The sequence below is a fragment of the Streptomyces zingiberis genome (genome assembly GCF_012034935.1).
GTDB lineage: Bacteria > Actinomycetota > Actinomycetes > Streptomycetales > Streptomycetaceae > Streptomyces > Streptomyces zingiberis.
Genome location: NZ_JAATEN010000004.1, coordinates 363586 through 377051, shown reverse-complemented (window position 1 = coordinate 377051; position 13466 = coordinate 363586). Strand labels below are relative to the sequence as shown.

Annotated in this window: 13 protein-coding genes; 5 read left to right on the top strand and 8 right to left on the bottom strand. The window is 75.2% G+C overall.

The features are described from left to right. Positions 1-119: 119 nt before the first annotated feature. A complete protein-coding gene (locus tag HCK00_RS07610; protein ID WP_168100999.1) occupies positions 120-983 on the bottom strand; it encodes a class I SAM-dependent methyltransferase in 864 nt (287 codons plus the stop codon). Between the two features lie 294 nt (positions 984-1277). On the opposite strand from HCK00_RS07610, the gene HCK00_RS07605 reads away from it, so the two are divergent. From HCK00_RS07605 to HCK00_RS07590, 4 genes are all read left to right on the top strand, one after another. After that, on the top strand, positions 1278-2375 hold the full coding sequence (locus HCK00_RS07605; protein ID WP_168100998.1) for a sugar ABC transporter substrate-binding protein: 1098 nt from the start codon (positions 1278-1280) through the stop codon (positions 2373-2375). A gap of 104 nt (positions 2376-2479) precedes the next feature. Further along, the gene (locus HCK00_RS07600) at positions 2480-3256 is read left to right on the top strand and encodes an ATP-binding cassette domain-containing protein (protein ID WP_168100997.1); all 777 of its coding nucleotides are present in this window, start codon (positions 2480-2482) and stop codon (positions 3254-3256) included. Then, a complete protein-coding gene (locus tag HCK00_RS07595) occupies positions 3253-4512 on the top strand; it encodes a sugar ABC transporter permease (protein ID WP_168100996.1) in 1260 nt (419 codons plus the stop codon). Before HCK00_RS07600 ends, HCK00_RS07595 begins: the two co-directional genes overlap by 4 nt. A gap of 12 nt (positions 4513-4524) precedes the next feature. Continuing rightward, the gene (locus HCK00_RS07590; RefSeq protein WP_168100995.1) at positions 4525-5718 is read left to right on the top strand and encodes an ROK family transcriptional regulator; all 1194 of its coding nucleotides are present in this window, start codon (positions 4525-4527) and stop codon (positions 5716-5718) included. A gap of 81 nt (positions 5719-5799) precedes the next feature. On the opposite strand, the gene HCK00_RS26855 is transcribed toward HCK00_RS07590, so the two are convergent. The 4 genes from HCK00_RS26855 to HCK00_RS07570 form a co-directional block, all read right to left on the bottom strand. Further along, a complete protein-coding gene (locus HCK00_RS26855) occupies positions 5800-6516 on the bottom strand; it encodes a VanZ family protein (protein ID WP_311765190.1) in 717 nt (238 codons plus the stop codon). 401 nt (positions 6517-6917) lie between these two features. Further along, the gene (locus HCK00_RS07580; protein WP_311765189.1) at positions 6918-7445 is read right to left on the bottom strand and encodes a cupin domain-containing protein; all 528 of its coding nucleotides are present in this window, start codon (positions 7443-7445) and stop codon (positions 6918-6920) included. A 116-nt stretch (positions 7446-7561) separates the two neighbouring features. Then, positions 7562-8875: a cytochrome P450 gene (locus HCK00_RS07575; protein WP_168100993.1), complete on the bottom strand. Its 1314-nt coding sequence runs from the start codon at positions 8873-8875 to the stop codon at positions 7562-7564. Beyond that, the gene (locus HCK00_RS07570) at positions 8872-9951 is read right to left on the bottom strand and encodes a type III polyketide synthase (protein ID WP_168100992.1); all 1080 of its coding nucleotides are present in this window, start codon (positions 9949-9951) and stop codon (positions 8872-8874) included. The genes HCK00_RS07575 and HCK00_RS07570 overlap by 4 nt, the downstream gene beginning before the upstream one ends. Before the next feature lie 300 nt (positions 9952-10251). Between HCK00_RS07570 and HCK00_RS07565 the strand changes: the two genes are divergently transcribed. Next, positions 10252-10956 (top strand): DUF4230 domain-containing protein, encoded by a 705-nt coding sequence (locus tag HCK00_RS07565; RefSeq protein ID WP_168100991.1) that lies wholly within the window; start codon positions 10252-10254, stop codon positions 10954-10956. 201 nt (positions 10957-11157) lie between these two features. Here the strand turns inward: HCK00_RS07565 and HCK00_RS07560 are convergent, their stop codons facing one another. From HCK00_RS07560 to HCK00_RS07550, 3 genes are all read right to left on the bottom strand, one after another. Next, positions 11158-11358, bottom strand: a complete 201-nt coding sequence (locus tag HCK00_RS07560; protein ID WP_168100990.1) for a DUF4236 domain-containing protein — start codon at positions 11356-11358, stop codon at positions 11158-11160. 180 nt (positions 11359-11538) lie between these two features. Continuing rightward, the gene (locus tag HCK00_RS07555) at positions 11539-11979 is read right to left on the bottom strand and encodes an SRPBCC family protein (RefSeq protein ID WP_168100989.1); all 441 of its coding nucleotides are present in this window, start codon (positions 11977-11979) and stop codon (positions 11539-11541) included. Between the two features lie 225 nt (positions 11980-12204). Further along, positions 12205-13116, bottom strand: a complete 912-nt coding sequence (locus HCK00_RS07550; protein WP_168100988.1) for a putative protein N(5)-glutamine methyltransferase — start codon at positions 13114-13116, stop codon at positions 12205-12207. Between the last annotated feature and the right edge of the window lie 350 nt (positions 13117-13466).

Genomic DNA, 13466 nt, shown 5'->3' with positions numbered 1-13466 from the left:
CTCCTCCCGGCGGCGCCCGGGCGCCGTCCGCGCCCTCGGCACGGGGACTCCGCCCCCCGCGCACCGCTTCCGGGCCCGGGGTGCCCGTCAGGGCGGGTTCCACACCCTTCCCTCCGGAATCAGCGCTTCCGCTCCGTCTCCCCCGTCCCGCGGCGGGCCAGTACCAGACGGCAGCGGGGACTGCCGTCCGGCCGCCGGCCGAGCTCCTCCAGCGCCGCCGTCTCCACGGTGAAGCCCGCCCGGGCCAGGTCCTCGGTGACGCCGGCCAGGGGGAAGGTCCGGTAGTACATGACGAAACGGGGGCGCCGCACCAGGTTGCGGACCCGCATCGCGGTGTCGAACCCGAGCAGCGCCCAGTAGGCGGGGGTGGCGACACGGGGCGGGGCGGCGATCGGGAAGGCGAACAGTCCCCCCGGCGCGAGGGCCGTGTGGACCTGCCGGAACAAGGTCGGCCGCTCCACGGGCAGGAAGTGGCCGAACGCCCCGAAGCTGACGGCCAGGTCGAAGGCACCGGTGAACGGGAGACGCAGGGCCTCGGCGCGGACCAGGTCCACCGCCGGTCCGCCACGCGCCGCCCCGTCCGGGCCGCTCCGGCGGCCGGGACCACCCTCGGTGCCGCCCCCGGCGTCACCCCCGGTCCCGCCCGAGCCGCCGCTGCCGCCGCCGTCCGGGCCCTCCCCGCCGGCCCCGGCCGCGGCGCGGGCGACGGCGAGCATCCCGGCGCTGCGGTCGACACCCACGGCCCGGCCGGAACACAGGGACCGCAGCACGCCCAGCCCGGCCCCCGTGCCGCAGCACAGGTCCAGCCCGGCGGTGAAGGGGCCCAGCGGCCCGAGGACGCCGGTCACCGCGTCGAGCACCGCGTCAGGGGTGCGGAACGGCGTGGCGTCGAACTTCGGCGCGAGGAGGTCGTAACCGCGCTCGACGGAGGAGAGGCCCTGCACGGCGAGTTCGCGGAGGGTGGGGCCCTGGTCGGAGAACATGACGGTCACCGTAGCGAAGAGCGGCGGCGGGCGGCCCCGGCCGGCGCCGCCGGAAGGCGGGTGGCACTCCGGACCCGCGCGTTCCGCTCGGTGCGGTGTCACTGGATTGTTATAGCGCCCAACAAATTCGGCCTCCCCGGGGCTGGCGCGCCGCATCACGGGGCCATAAGTTCCCGCTCACAACATTCAGTTGGGCCCCTGACCCGGGCCCGGAGCGCGCTCTCCCCCACACCCCTTCACGGAGAACCCGTGCGGCCGGACCGATCCGCCGCACCCCCAGAAAGGACCCTGCCCATGCGCAAGGGACCCCTGTTCGCCCTCGCCTCCGCGACCCTCCTCGCCTCCTCCCTGACCTCCTGCGGTGACGACCCGGGTGGTGGCTCCGCCGGGAATGAGGGAGAGAAGAAACCGAAGATCGGCGTGATCCTCCCGGACAGCAAATCGTCCGACCGCTGGGAGACCGCCGACCGCACGTACCTCGCCGCGGCCTTCGAGAAGGCGGGGGTGGAGTACGACATCCAGAACGCCCAGGGGGACAAGCAGGCGTTCCAGACCATCGCCGACCAGATGATCACCAGCGGGGTGAGCGTGCTGGTCATCGTCAACCTGGACAGCGGCACCGGCAAGGCGGTCCTGGAGAAGGCCAAGTCCCAGGGCGTGGCCACGATCGACTACGACCGGCTGACCCTGGGCGGCTCCGCGCAGTACTACGTCAGCTTCGACAACGTGGAGGTCGGCCGGCTGCAGGGCGAGGGCCTGGTGACGTGCCTGGCCGCGAAGAAGGCGGAGAAGCCGGTGGTCGCCGAACTGGGCGGCTCCCCCACCGACAACAACGCCAAGCTCTTCGCGGAGGGCTACGACGGGGTGCTCGCCCCCCGGTACGCCTCCGGGGAGTACACGAAGGGCCCCCACCAGTCCGTCCCCGACTGGGACAACGCACAGGCCGGCACGATCTTCGAGCAGATGCTCACCAAGGAGCCCGGCATCGACGGGGTGCTCGCGGCCAACGACGGCCTGGGCAACGCCGCCATCGCCATCCTGCGCAAGCAGAACCGCAACGGCGAGGTCCCGGTGACCGGTCAGGACGCCACCGTGCAGGGGCTGCAGAACATCCTCGCGGGCGACCAGTGCATGACGGTCTACAAGGCCGTCAAGAAGGAGGCGGACGCCACCGCGGAACTGGCGGTCTCCCTGGCCAAGGGGGAGAAGGCCGAGACCAACGCCACCGTCGAGGACCCGGAGGGCAAGCGGGAGGTCCCGGCCGTGCTGGAGACCCCGGTGGCCGTCTTCGAGGACAACGTCAAGGACGTGGTCGAGGACGGCTACGTGACCGCGGCCGAGCTGTGCACCGGGAAGTACGCCGCCCTGTGCGAGAAGGCCGGGATCCGGTAGTACCCGCCCGCCGTCCCGGCCCCTCCGCGGGCCCCGGCCCCGCGCGGCGCGCCCGCGCGTCCCCGCCGGGGCCCGCGGCCGACACCCCCGAGGAGCCCACCCCCATGACCGCCACCCCGACCCTGGAACTGCGCGGGGTCGACAAGAGCTTCGGCCCGGTGCAGGTACTGCACGACGTCGGCTTCCGGGCCCACGCGGGCGAGGTCACCGCGCTCGTCGGCGACAACGGCGCCGGAAAGTCCACCCTCGTCAAGTGCATCGGCGGCATCCATCCGTTCGACTCCGGCGACTATCTCTTCGAGGGCCGGCCGGTGCAGGTGCACAGCCCGCGGGAGGCCGCCGCGCTGGGCGTCGAGATCGTCTACCAGGACCTGGCGCTCTGCGACAACCTCGACATCGTCCAGAACATGTTCCTCGGCCGGGAGCGGCGCAGCGGGCTGATCCTGGACGAGGCGACGATGGAGGAGATGGCGGCGGAGACCCTCGCCGGGCTCTCCGTGCGCACCGTCACCTCCGTGCGCCAGCGCGTCTCCAGCCTCTCCGGGGGCCAGCGGCAGACGGTGGCCATCGCCAAGGCGGTGCTGTGGAACAGCAAGCTCGTGGTGCTGGACGAACCGACGGCGGCCCTGGGCGTCGCGCAGACCGCGCAGGTCCTGGAACTGGTGCGGCGGCTGGCCGACAACGGCCTGACCGTCGTCCTCATCTCCCACAACCTCAACGACGTGTTCGCGGTCTCGGACCGGATCGCCGTCCTGCACCTGGGCCGGACGGCCGCGCAGGTCAGGACCGGCGACGTCACGCACGCGCAGGTCGTGGAGCTCATCACAGCCGGACGCAGCGGGGATCTGGGCCCCGCCACCACCAACGGAGCCACCACATGACCACCGCCACGGACCGGGACCGGCCGCAGCCGCGGCCCGCCCGACGCCCGCCCGCCCCCGGGCTGCGGGACACCGCCCACGGCTACGTCCGCCGGCTGCGCGGCGGGGAGCTGGGCGCCCTGCCCGCCGTCCTGGGCCTGGTCGTGCTCTGCGTGGTGTTCGCGGTCCTCCGCCCGGTCTTCCTCTCCCATCTGAACTTCGCCAACCTCCTCACCCAGGGGGCGGGCTCCATCGCCATCGCCATGGGGCTGGTGTTCGTCCTCCTCCTCGGCGAGATCGACCTGTCGGCCGGTTTCGCCAGCGGGGTGTGCGCCGCCGTGCTGGCGGTGCTCCTCACCGACCAGGGCTGGCCCTGGTACGGGGCCGTCCTCGCGGCCGTGGTGACGGGCATGGTGATCGGCCTGGTGCTGGGGGTGCTGGTGGCCCGGGTGGGGATCCCCTCCTTCGTGGTCACCCTCGCGGCGTTCCTCGCCTTCCAGGGCATCGTGCTGATGCTGCTGAAGGAGGGCACCAACATCTCCATCCACGATCCGGTGATCCTGGCGGTGGCCAACGGCAACCTCTCCCCCGCGCTCGGCTGGGTCCTGCTGGCCGTGGGCACCGCCGGGTACGCGCTGGTGCAGGTGCGGCAGGCCGCCCACCGCCGGCGCCGCGGGCTCACGGCCGCCCCGCCCACGCTGATCGCGGTACGGATCGGCGCCCTCGCGGTGCCGGGCACGGTGGCGGTGTACCTGCTCAACGAGGAACGCAGCCGCAACGTCCTGGTCGACTCCCTCCGGGGCGTGCCGCTGGTGGTGCCGCTCATCGCCGCGCTCGTCGTGCTGGGGACGTTCGTGCTGCGCCGGACCGCCTACGGCCTGCACCTGTACGCGGTCGGCGGCAATCCCGAGGCGGCCCGGCGGGCGGGCATCAACGTCCCCGCCATCCGGATCTCGGCCTTCGTCATCTGCTCCTCGCTGGCGGCGGTCGGGGGCGTCATCGCGGCCTCCCGGGGCAACTCGGTCGACCCCAACACCGGCGGTTCCAACGTGCTGCTGCTGGCGGTGGGCGCCGCCGTCATCGGCGGCACCAGCCTCTTCGGCGGCCGGGGCCGGGTGGTGGACGCGGTGCTGGGCGGCATGGTGGTGGCCGTGATCCAGAACGGGATGGGACTCATGGGCTACAGCTCGGGGGTCAAGTACGCTGTGACCGGGTCCGTGCTGCTGATCGCCGCGGGTGTGGACGCAGCGTCCCGCCACCGAGCCGTACGACGATGAGGTCGGAGCACGATGAGAGCCGGTCCCTCGCAGGAGGAGGTCCGCCGGCTGAATCTCGGCACGCTGCTGCGCCACCTCCACACCGGGGGCCCCGTCTCCCGGGCCGTGCTCGCCGACCGTATGGGGCTCAACCGCTCCACCATCCTCGCCCTCGTCAGCGAGTTGACCGCGGCGGGGCTGGTCCGTGAGGAGTTGCCCCGGGACACCGGCCGGGCCGGGCGCCCGTCGCTCGTCGTCCGGCCGGACCCGCGCATCTACGTCCTCGCCTTCGACGTGGGCGTGGACCAGGTGGCCGCGGCACGCGTCGGGCTGGGCGGCGCGGTCCTCGACCGCCGGGAGACGACGTACCCGCGAATCGGGATACGCCCGGAGGAGGCCGCGGCCGTCCTCACCGGCCACGCCAAGGAGATGACGGCGGCGGCGCCCGCGGACGCGGTCTGCGCCGGCGCGGGGGCCGCGGTACGCGGCATGGTGCGCCACCCCGACGGGCTGGTGCGCTCCGCGCCCAACACCGGCTGGACGGACGAGGACTTCGGCCGGGACCTGGCCGGCCGGCTCGGTCTCGGCCTGCCCGTGCTGCTGGACAACGAGTCCAACCTCGGCGCCCTGGCGGAGCACGTGCGCGGCGCGGGTCAGGGCCTGGAGGACCTGATATACCTCCACGGGGACATCGGCATCGGCGGTGGTGTCATCGCCGGCGGGCGGCTGCTGCGGGGTCACAACGGCTACGGCGGCGAGGTCGGCCACCTGCTGGTCAACCCGCGAGGCGGCCGGCCGTGCGGCTGCGGCTCCCGGGGCTGCCTGGAGGCCGAGGCGGGCCAGGGGGCGCTGCTGGAGGCCGCGGGCCGGGTGCCGGACACCACCGGCCGCCAGGCGGTGCGGTCCGTCGTGGAGGCCGCCGACCGGGGTGACGTCGCGGCGCGCGCGGCGCTGCACACGGTCGCGGAGTGGCTCGCCGTGGGCGTCTCGTCGCTCGTCAACCTCTACAACCCGGCGGCCGTGGTCTTCGGGGGCACGCTGCGCGACATCTATCTGGGCGCGGCGGCGCAGATCCGCAGCCTGATCAACACCCGTACGCTCGCCGCCAGCCGGGAGGAGGTCCGCTTCCGGGTGTGCCGGCTCGGGGACGACACCGTCCTCGCCGGGGCGGCCGAGCTGGCCTTCGGCCGTCTCTTCGCCGATCCGCTGGGCCACCGGGGCCCGTGACGGGCGGCCGGTGCTCCGCGCCGTGTCCGGGCACGCGTCCGGCCCGGCGGGGGTGGTGCCGGGCCGGAGGGTGCGGCGGGGTCAGTGACGGGCGGGGCGGCGGGTCCAGCGGTGCCAGAAGTGGTGGCGGTGCGGGTGGACGGCGCGGCCGAGCCGGCGGCCGAGCAGCAGATAGCCGAGGAGCGCGCCGGTGGTGTTGAGGATGACGTCGTCGATGTCGAAGGCGCGGCCCTGGACGAGCGAGCCCTGCACCAGCTCCACCAGCACCATCGCCAGCGCGGTCAGCACCGCGACCCGGAGCAGGCCCCGCGCCTTGGGCAGGAGCACGGGCAGCAGCACGCCGAAGGGGACGCCGAGGACGATGTTGCCGCCGATCTGCTTGACCGCGTCCTGGAAGGCGGGCTGTTCGAGGTAGCGGCGGATGGACTCACCGGGATTCAGGTTGGAGTAGATCAGGTCCTCGGAGGCCGCGGAGGGTTCGAGGGTGAGCCGGGCCAGGACCACGGCGAAGGCCACCATCCCCGCGAAGGCCACCAGGATCGCGAGGAAGCGGACGAACCCCGAAGGGCCGGAGGGGCCGGGCGGCCCGGCCGGACGGGCGGGCTTCCCCCCGCCCTTCCCTGCCGCCTTGCCGGCCTTGCCGCCCTTGTTCAGGGTCTTCGGGCCCGCCGCCCCGGAGCCGGTCCCCTTGGCACCTCCGGCCCTGGCCACCGGCGCCTTGCCGCCTCCGGTCGTCCCGGCCTTCCCCGCCCCGGCCTTCCCGCCCGCGTCAGCCGCGCCGGTCTGAGTGCGCGCCACCGCGCCACCCCCTGAATCGTCTTGGTTCTGTGCGGACCTGTTACCCGGGGACACCTGGGCCATGCGGCTGACGGGACCGCCGGGTACGGGAACCCCCGATGTGCGCAACTCACCACCGGACGCGCTTCCTTCCTCCACGATCCCCTCCCGTCACCGACCGGCGGCCCGCCGGTTCCGCCACGGGGGTCCGGGTGGCGGGCTCCGCCGCCGTACGCGGTTCCAGCGCACCCGGCCCTGCCGGCGGCGGGCTCCGGTGCGGGCGGTTCCGTGGCGGAGGAGAAGGGCGCCGGCGCGGTGGGTACCTCCCGGCCGGAGGTGGGGACGCCGTCAGGCGCCGGGGGCCCCACCGACGGCGGGCGGGGCACCGGCGTCCCCGGCACCGCCCGCCGGGCAGGCCCTCCTCACCGCGGCTCTCCGGAGGTACCGGGCCTCCCGGGGCCGCGCCGGATGCCGGCCGTGGCGTTCAGCCGCAGCGGGGTGAGCTGCTCGGTGTCGTGGCGCGCCCGCAGGGCGGCCACGGCAGCCGGGTCGGGGACGCCGTCCCCGAGGAGGTCGAGCAGTTCGTCGAAGTACCGCTCGTGGTCCGGCGGCGGGGAGGACTGGAAGAACATCCGGGCGGGCACGGAGGTGGAGTTGGCGAAGGCGTGGGGGCAGCCCGGGGGCACCACGATCACCGTGCCCGGGCGGGCCCGCACGGTACGCAGTCCCGAGCTGGACTCCCAGTCCCGCCAGTCACCGGCCGCGCGCACCCGTGGCTCGAAGGCGAGGACGTCGAGCTCGCCGTCGAGAACGTAGAACAACTCCTCGCTCCGCGCGTGGACATGGGCCCCGACGTCGAAACCGGGTGGCACGACCACCTCGAAGCTGGACGCCACCCGCGACTGCTCCCCGGTGACCTTGACGGTGACCTGCTGGCCCGGGGTGCGCACGGTGCGCCCGCCACCGGGCGGGACCACCAGGCCGCCGGTCGAGGGCCCCGGCCGGGTCCGGCCGGGCGGCCCACCGGGGCCCCGCGCCCGTCCGGCCGCGTCCGGCGCCGGGAGGCTCACCAGGTCACCGGCAGGGACTCGGGCCCGCGGATCAGCGCCCCGGGCCGCCAGCGGAGCTGCCCGGTGGGGACCGCGAACCGGAGGCCGGGGAAGCGGTCCAGCCAGGCGTCGAGCAGCAGTTCGGACTCCATCCGGGCGAGCAGGGCGCCCACGCAGTAGTGGGGCCCGTGGCCGAAGGCGACATGGGGGTTGGGCGAGCGGCCGGGGTCGATGCGGCCGGGGTCGGGGAAGACCTCCGGATCGCGGTTGGCGGCGAGGTAGGAGACGTAGACCGGTTCGCCCGCCCGGATCCGCGCGCCCGCGACCGTCACGTCCTCCAGGGCGATCCTGGAGAGCCCCACGGCGTTGCGGTGCGGGATGTAGCGGAGGAGTTCCTCCACGGCCGACGGCCGGGACTCCGGCTCCTCGCGCAGCCGTTCCCACAGGTCCGGCCGGGTCAGCAGGAGGTAGAGGATGTTGCCGCTGTTGTTGGTGACGGCCTCGCCGCCGATCTGGAGCAGCAGCGCCAGCCCGGCCGCCTCGGCCTCGGTGAGCTGCCCGTCCGCGACACCGGCCGCCAGCAGCCCGGTCACGCTCCCGTCCGCCGCGCTCCCGCCGTTCCCGGCCCGGCTCCCGGGCCCCTGCCCGCCACCGGCCGGGGAGCCGCCGGCGATCCGCCGCCGCAGCAGGGCGGTGAAGTGGTCGCACATCTCCTGCCGGGCGCGCGCGCTGCGCTCCGCGCCGTGGGCGGAGGAGAGGATCAGCTCCGTCCAGTGGTGCATCCGGGGCCGGTCGGCCGGGGGAACGCCCATCAGCTCGGACACCACGGCGAGGGGGAAGGGGGCGAGCACGGCGGCGGTGAGATCGGCGGGCGGCCCCTCCCGCAGCACCGCGTTGACGAGGTCGTCGAGCATCTCCTGGGCCCGGCCGCGGAGCCGCTCCACGCCGGGCGCGGTGAACGCGGGCGCGACCACCCGGCGCAGCCGGGTGTGGCCGGGCGGGTCCTCGAAGCCGATCGCCCCCGGCACGGGGATGAAGTGGGGCGCCAGGCGGGTCACGTCCTGCTCCAGGACCGCGCGGCGGCTGAACCGCGGATCGTTCGTCACGGCGCGGACGTCCGCATGGCGGGTGACGAGCCAGGCCCAGCCGCTGCCGTGGGGCAGCCGGATGCGGGTGACCGGCCCCTCGCGCATCAGCTCGGACAGCACCGGGTCGAAGTCGGTGCCGGGGAGGTCCGTCGCGGGCCAGTCCCGGACGGGCGGAAGGGCCCCCGGGCCGTCCGGCGCGCCGGGGGCGGCGCCGTGCGGGCAGGCTCCCCCGGGCGCGCTCATGCCGCCTCCCCTACGAGGGCGCGGTCCCCGGCGGAGGTCCAGCGGCCGAGTGCCATCTCGGCGGTGATCCCCGGCCCGAACCCGGCGATCAGGCCGCGCGCGGACTCCGCCGCGCCCCCCTCGTCGAACAGGCGGCGCAGCGCGTCGAGGACGACGGCGCTGGCGATGTTCCCGTACTCGGTGAGCGTGGCCCGGCTGAAGCGGAACGCCTCGGCCGGCAGCCCGAGGTAGCTGCCGAGGTCCGCCAGGATGCGCGGACCGCCGGCGTGGACGATGTAGAAGTCCAGCTCCGAGGCGTCCCAGCCGTGGAGCCCGGCCAGCGCGCGGAGGGCGGGCGCGAGGGGCCGCATGGTGCCGGGCACCCGCTTGTCCAGCTTGAAGTGGAATCCGGTGGCCCGCACGTCGTAGGCGATCCAGTCCTCCGTCCCGGGGACCAGGTACGAGCCGTTGCGCTCCAGGCTCACACCGGTCCCGCCGCGCCCGCGCACCACGGCGGCGGCGATGCCGTCGCCGAACAGGCCGTTGGAGAGCAGATTGCCGACCCCGAGGTCGGTGGGCTGGTAGCACAGGGAGCAGAACTCGCACGCGATGACGAGGGCGTTGGCGCTGGGGTAGGCGGTGCAGAAGTCGTGGGCCCGGTTGATCGCGGCACCGCCCGCGGCGCAGCCGAGCTGGGCGATCGGCACCTGGCGGGTGTCACCGCGGAATCCCATGGTGTTGATGAGCCAGGCGGTGAGCGAGGGCATGGTGAAGCCGGTGCACGACACGAAGACGATCAGATCGATGTCGGTGACCCGCAGGCCGCCGTGGCCGAGCGCCTCGCGGACGACCGCCGGCACCCGTGCCTTGGCCTCGGCCTCGTAGACGGCGTTGCGCTCCTCGAACCCCGGGTGGCGCAGGGTCTCCTCGACGGGACGGAGCAGATGGCGGGTGCGCACCCCCGTGTTCTCGATCAGCCGCAGGGCGAGGGGCAGGGCCGGGTGGTCCGCGTGGAGGGACCGCGCCAGTTCCAGGGTCCGGTCGAGCGTGATCACATGGTCCGGTACGGAGACCGCGGGTCTGCACAACGTCGCCATCGTGGGGCTCTTCTCTTCTCGTCCGTCCGCGCGCGGCGGCACGGGGGTCCCATCAGGTCGGTCCCGTCAGGTTCCGACTGTCTTTCCTTGCCGCATTCCGGGTACACCTCCCAAATGGCGTGAAGCACGGCAATGAGAGCGTTCCGGATGGAGAGGGGCTCCCCGCGCGCGGTCACAGCCGGTTCGTGCGCCCCCCGCGCCCCAGGTGCCGCCGCCGGGCGGTCTTCTGACGCGTGATGAGGCCGCCCGCGGGCATACGGGCGTCGAACAGTTCAGCGCCGGCCGCCCGGGAGGCACACCGTGGTCGCACCCACCGAGACCCAGCCCTCTCCCTCCACCGAGCCCGGCCGGCCACGCCGGCGGTTTCCCGGCTGGATCGTCGCGCTGTGCGCCCTCGTGGCGCTGGCGCTGGCCGCCGTCCTCGTCGTCCGGTCCGAGGTGATCCCCGGACTGGACGACATCTTCGGGGAGGACACCCACGACCGCTCGGGCCCCGCGCTGCTGGAGTCCATCCAGGACATGAGCCGTTACGAGGGCGCGTCCGGCAACTTCCAGGTGGTCGTGGACCTGGAGAAGGACGCCCGGTTCCTGCCGGACTCGATCCGCGGCACCCGCACCCTCTACGTCGGCACGGGCAGCGTCAGCGCCTACGTGGACCTGGGCGCGCTCGACGAGCGCAACATCTCCGTGAACGAGGAGCGGACGACGGCCACGCTCCGCCTCCCCGACGCGGAGCTCGGCAAGGCCACCCTCGACGCCGACCGCTCGTACGCCGTGTCCAAACAGCGCGGCCTGCTCGACCGGCTCGGGGACTTCTTCTCGGACAACCCGAACGACGAACGGGCCGTCAACCGGCTCGCCGTCCGGCACATCGCGGCGGCGGCGAAGGAGAGCGGACTGGCGGATCGGGCGGAGAAGAACACCACCGGGATGCTGCGGGGGCTGCTGACGTCGCTCGGTTTCGAGAAGGTCACCATCACCTACGGGGAGCGCGACGGCGGCTGAGCACGCGCCGCCTCCCGCCCGGTGGCCGAGCCGGGTGCGCGCACCGGCCCGCCCGGTGTGGCACCCGGCTTCCTCCGCGCCCCGGGCCGGGGCGCTCTCCCGCCCCTGGCGCTCCCTTCACCGGCGTCGCGGAACGGCGGAGGCCGGTGGCCCGTCACCCGCCACCGGCCTCCTGCGCCGTCCCTCCCGCCCGCCGGGGCGTCAGTGGGCGCCGCGCCGGGTGGTCTTGCGGTAGCCGAAGGGGCCCGGCAGGTCGTGGCTGGTGGTGGTGCGCCCCGTGGTGCTGTAGGTGCGCTTGGGGCCGCCCTTGCCCGAGCCGAAGGTCAGCGACATGGAACGCCGGTTGATGTTCAGGCGCACCCCGGGGAAGATCTGGAAACTCTTGCGGAACGTGACAGGCATGGTGCCCTCTCCTCACTGACGGCCCCGCCGGGCGGGGCGCCGCTGTCCGGTCGGTTTCCCTTCTGCCCGGGAAACGGCCGAAGGTGCCGGGCAACTGCCGTGCCATGGACGGCGCATGACACATCGGCGGGCGGAACGCCACCACGGCCCGCGTCGGCGCCCCGGGGGGCCGGAAGCGGTTCAGCGGCCGTCGAGCAACCGGGAGACGACCCGGCCGAAGAGGAGCCGGCCGGAGAGGGACGTGGGCGCGTCGAGGAGACGCGGCAGCCGGGCGACGCGCAGGTCCTCGGTCCAGACGACCTCGGAGCCGGCGCCGCGGGCACGGACCTCGACCTCGGCCCACCCCGTCATCACGCGGCCCCGCTTCTCCAGCCGGCAGCGGCCCGGCGCCCCGCCGTCCCCGGGCGGCTCCCAGAGGACGACCTCCATCGGGTCGTCGAACGCCACCGGTCCGGCACCGGTGCGGGCGGTGACGAGGGTGCCGGTGCGTGTGGGCCCGGCGGGGGCGGCCGTGACGCGGGTGAGCGGGACGTGATCGCCGTGCCGGTCCCAGTCCGTGACACGCCGCCACGCCTCGGCGGGCGGCAGCGGTGACCGGCGGGCGATCCGGAAGCGGGCCATCCCGCGATGATAGGCGCCGGCCGGCGGTGGCCGCGGGTGCCCGGGCCGGGACGGCCCCGGACGGCGCGCCGTCACCTCCGCGCCCCCGGTGCCCTCCGGGCGGGTGGTCCCGGCCGGGGTCACCGTGATGCGCGGTGCCGGAGGCGGCACGAACGGACGGGGTGTCCACCCGGCCGGACACGGTCCCCCTCCCCTCCCCTCCCCCGCCGGTTCCGGCCCGGCCGACTAGCGTCCGGGCCGCGTTCCGGTGACGACGGTGGCCTCCGTCTCCTCGCAGTGCGCGACCGTCACGGCCAGCCCGCCCCGGGCGAAGACCGCGGCGGTGCCGGCCGCCTGCCGGGTCCCGGTCTCCATCAGCAGCCGGCCGCCGGGGGCGAGCCAGCCCGCGGCGCCGGCCGCCACCCGGCGCTGCACGTCGAGCCCGTCAGGGCCGCCGTCCAGCGCCGCCTGCGGCTCGTGCTCCCGCGCCTCCGCGGGGAGCAGCCCGAGCGAACCGGTGGGCACGTAGGGCGCGTTGACCACGAGGACGTCGACGCGGCCCCGCAGGTGCCCGGGGAGCGGGGCGTAGAGATCGCCCTCATGGACCCGGCCGCCGGCCGCGGCCAGATTGCGGCGGGCGTACCGCAGCGCGACGGGGTCGATGTCGGCCGCGTGCAGCTCGACCGCGCCGAGCAGCGCGGCGACGGCCGCGCCCACCGCGCCGGAGCCGCAGCACAGGTCCACCACGACCGGTGGCGCGCCGGTGGAACGGTTCGGCGGGGCGAGGCCGGCGGCCGCCCGGCGGGCCAGGAACTCCGTCCGCCGGCGCGGCACGAACACGCCGGGCCCCACCGCGACCCGCAGGCCGCAGAACTCGGCCCAGCCCAGGACGTGTTCGAGCGGCTCCCCCGCCGCCCGCCGCTCCACCAGGGCGGCGAGCCCGGCGTCCGCGGCGGCGGCCAGCAGAAGATGCGCCTCGTCCTCGGCGAAGACGCAGCCGGCCGCCCGGAGTCTCGCGGTGACGCCGGCGAACCCCGGGCCGGCAGGGCCCGGCGGGGAGGAGGGGGCGGCAGGGGAACCGGCGGGGGCCGCGCCGTGCGCGGGCGGCGGGGAGGGCGAGGGCAGCGGGGACGGCGGGGAGTGCGGAGGAGGAGTCATGGGAACCTTCCGGGACACCGGGGGTGCCCCGCCCGCCTCCGCGCCGGGTCTCAGCCCGGCCGGACGGTCTGCGCGCGGGGAAGGAGCACCCGGCCTGCGACAGCGCTGACGGGGCTCACCTCCTCGGCTCGCGGTCCTGTTCGAAGCCCTCACTCTACCGGAGCCCTCCGGCCCGGCCCCGGACACCGACACCGACGCCGACACGGGCACGGGCACGGGCACGGGCACACGGTGCGCGGTGCGCGGTGCGCGGTACCGGGCCACGGCGGCCGCCGGCGGTCCCGCCCGGGAGCGCCACCGTTCCCCCGGCACCGCGGAGCGGCCGCGGGCCCGCGGCCCGGCCGGGAGGG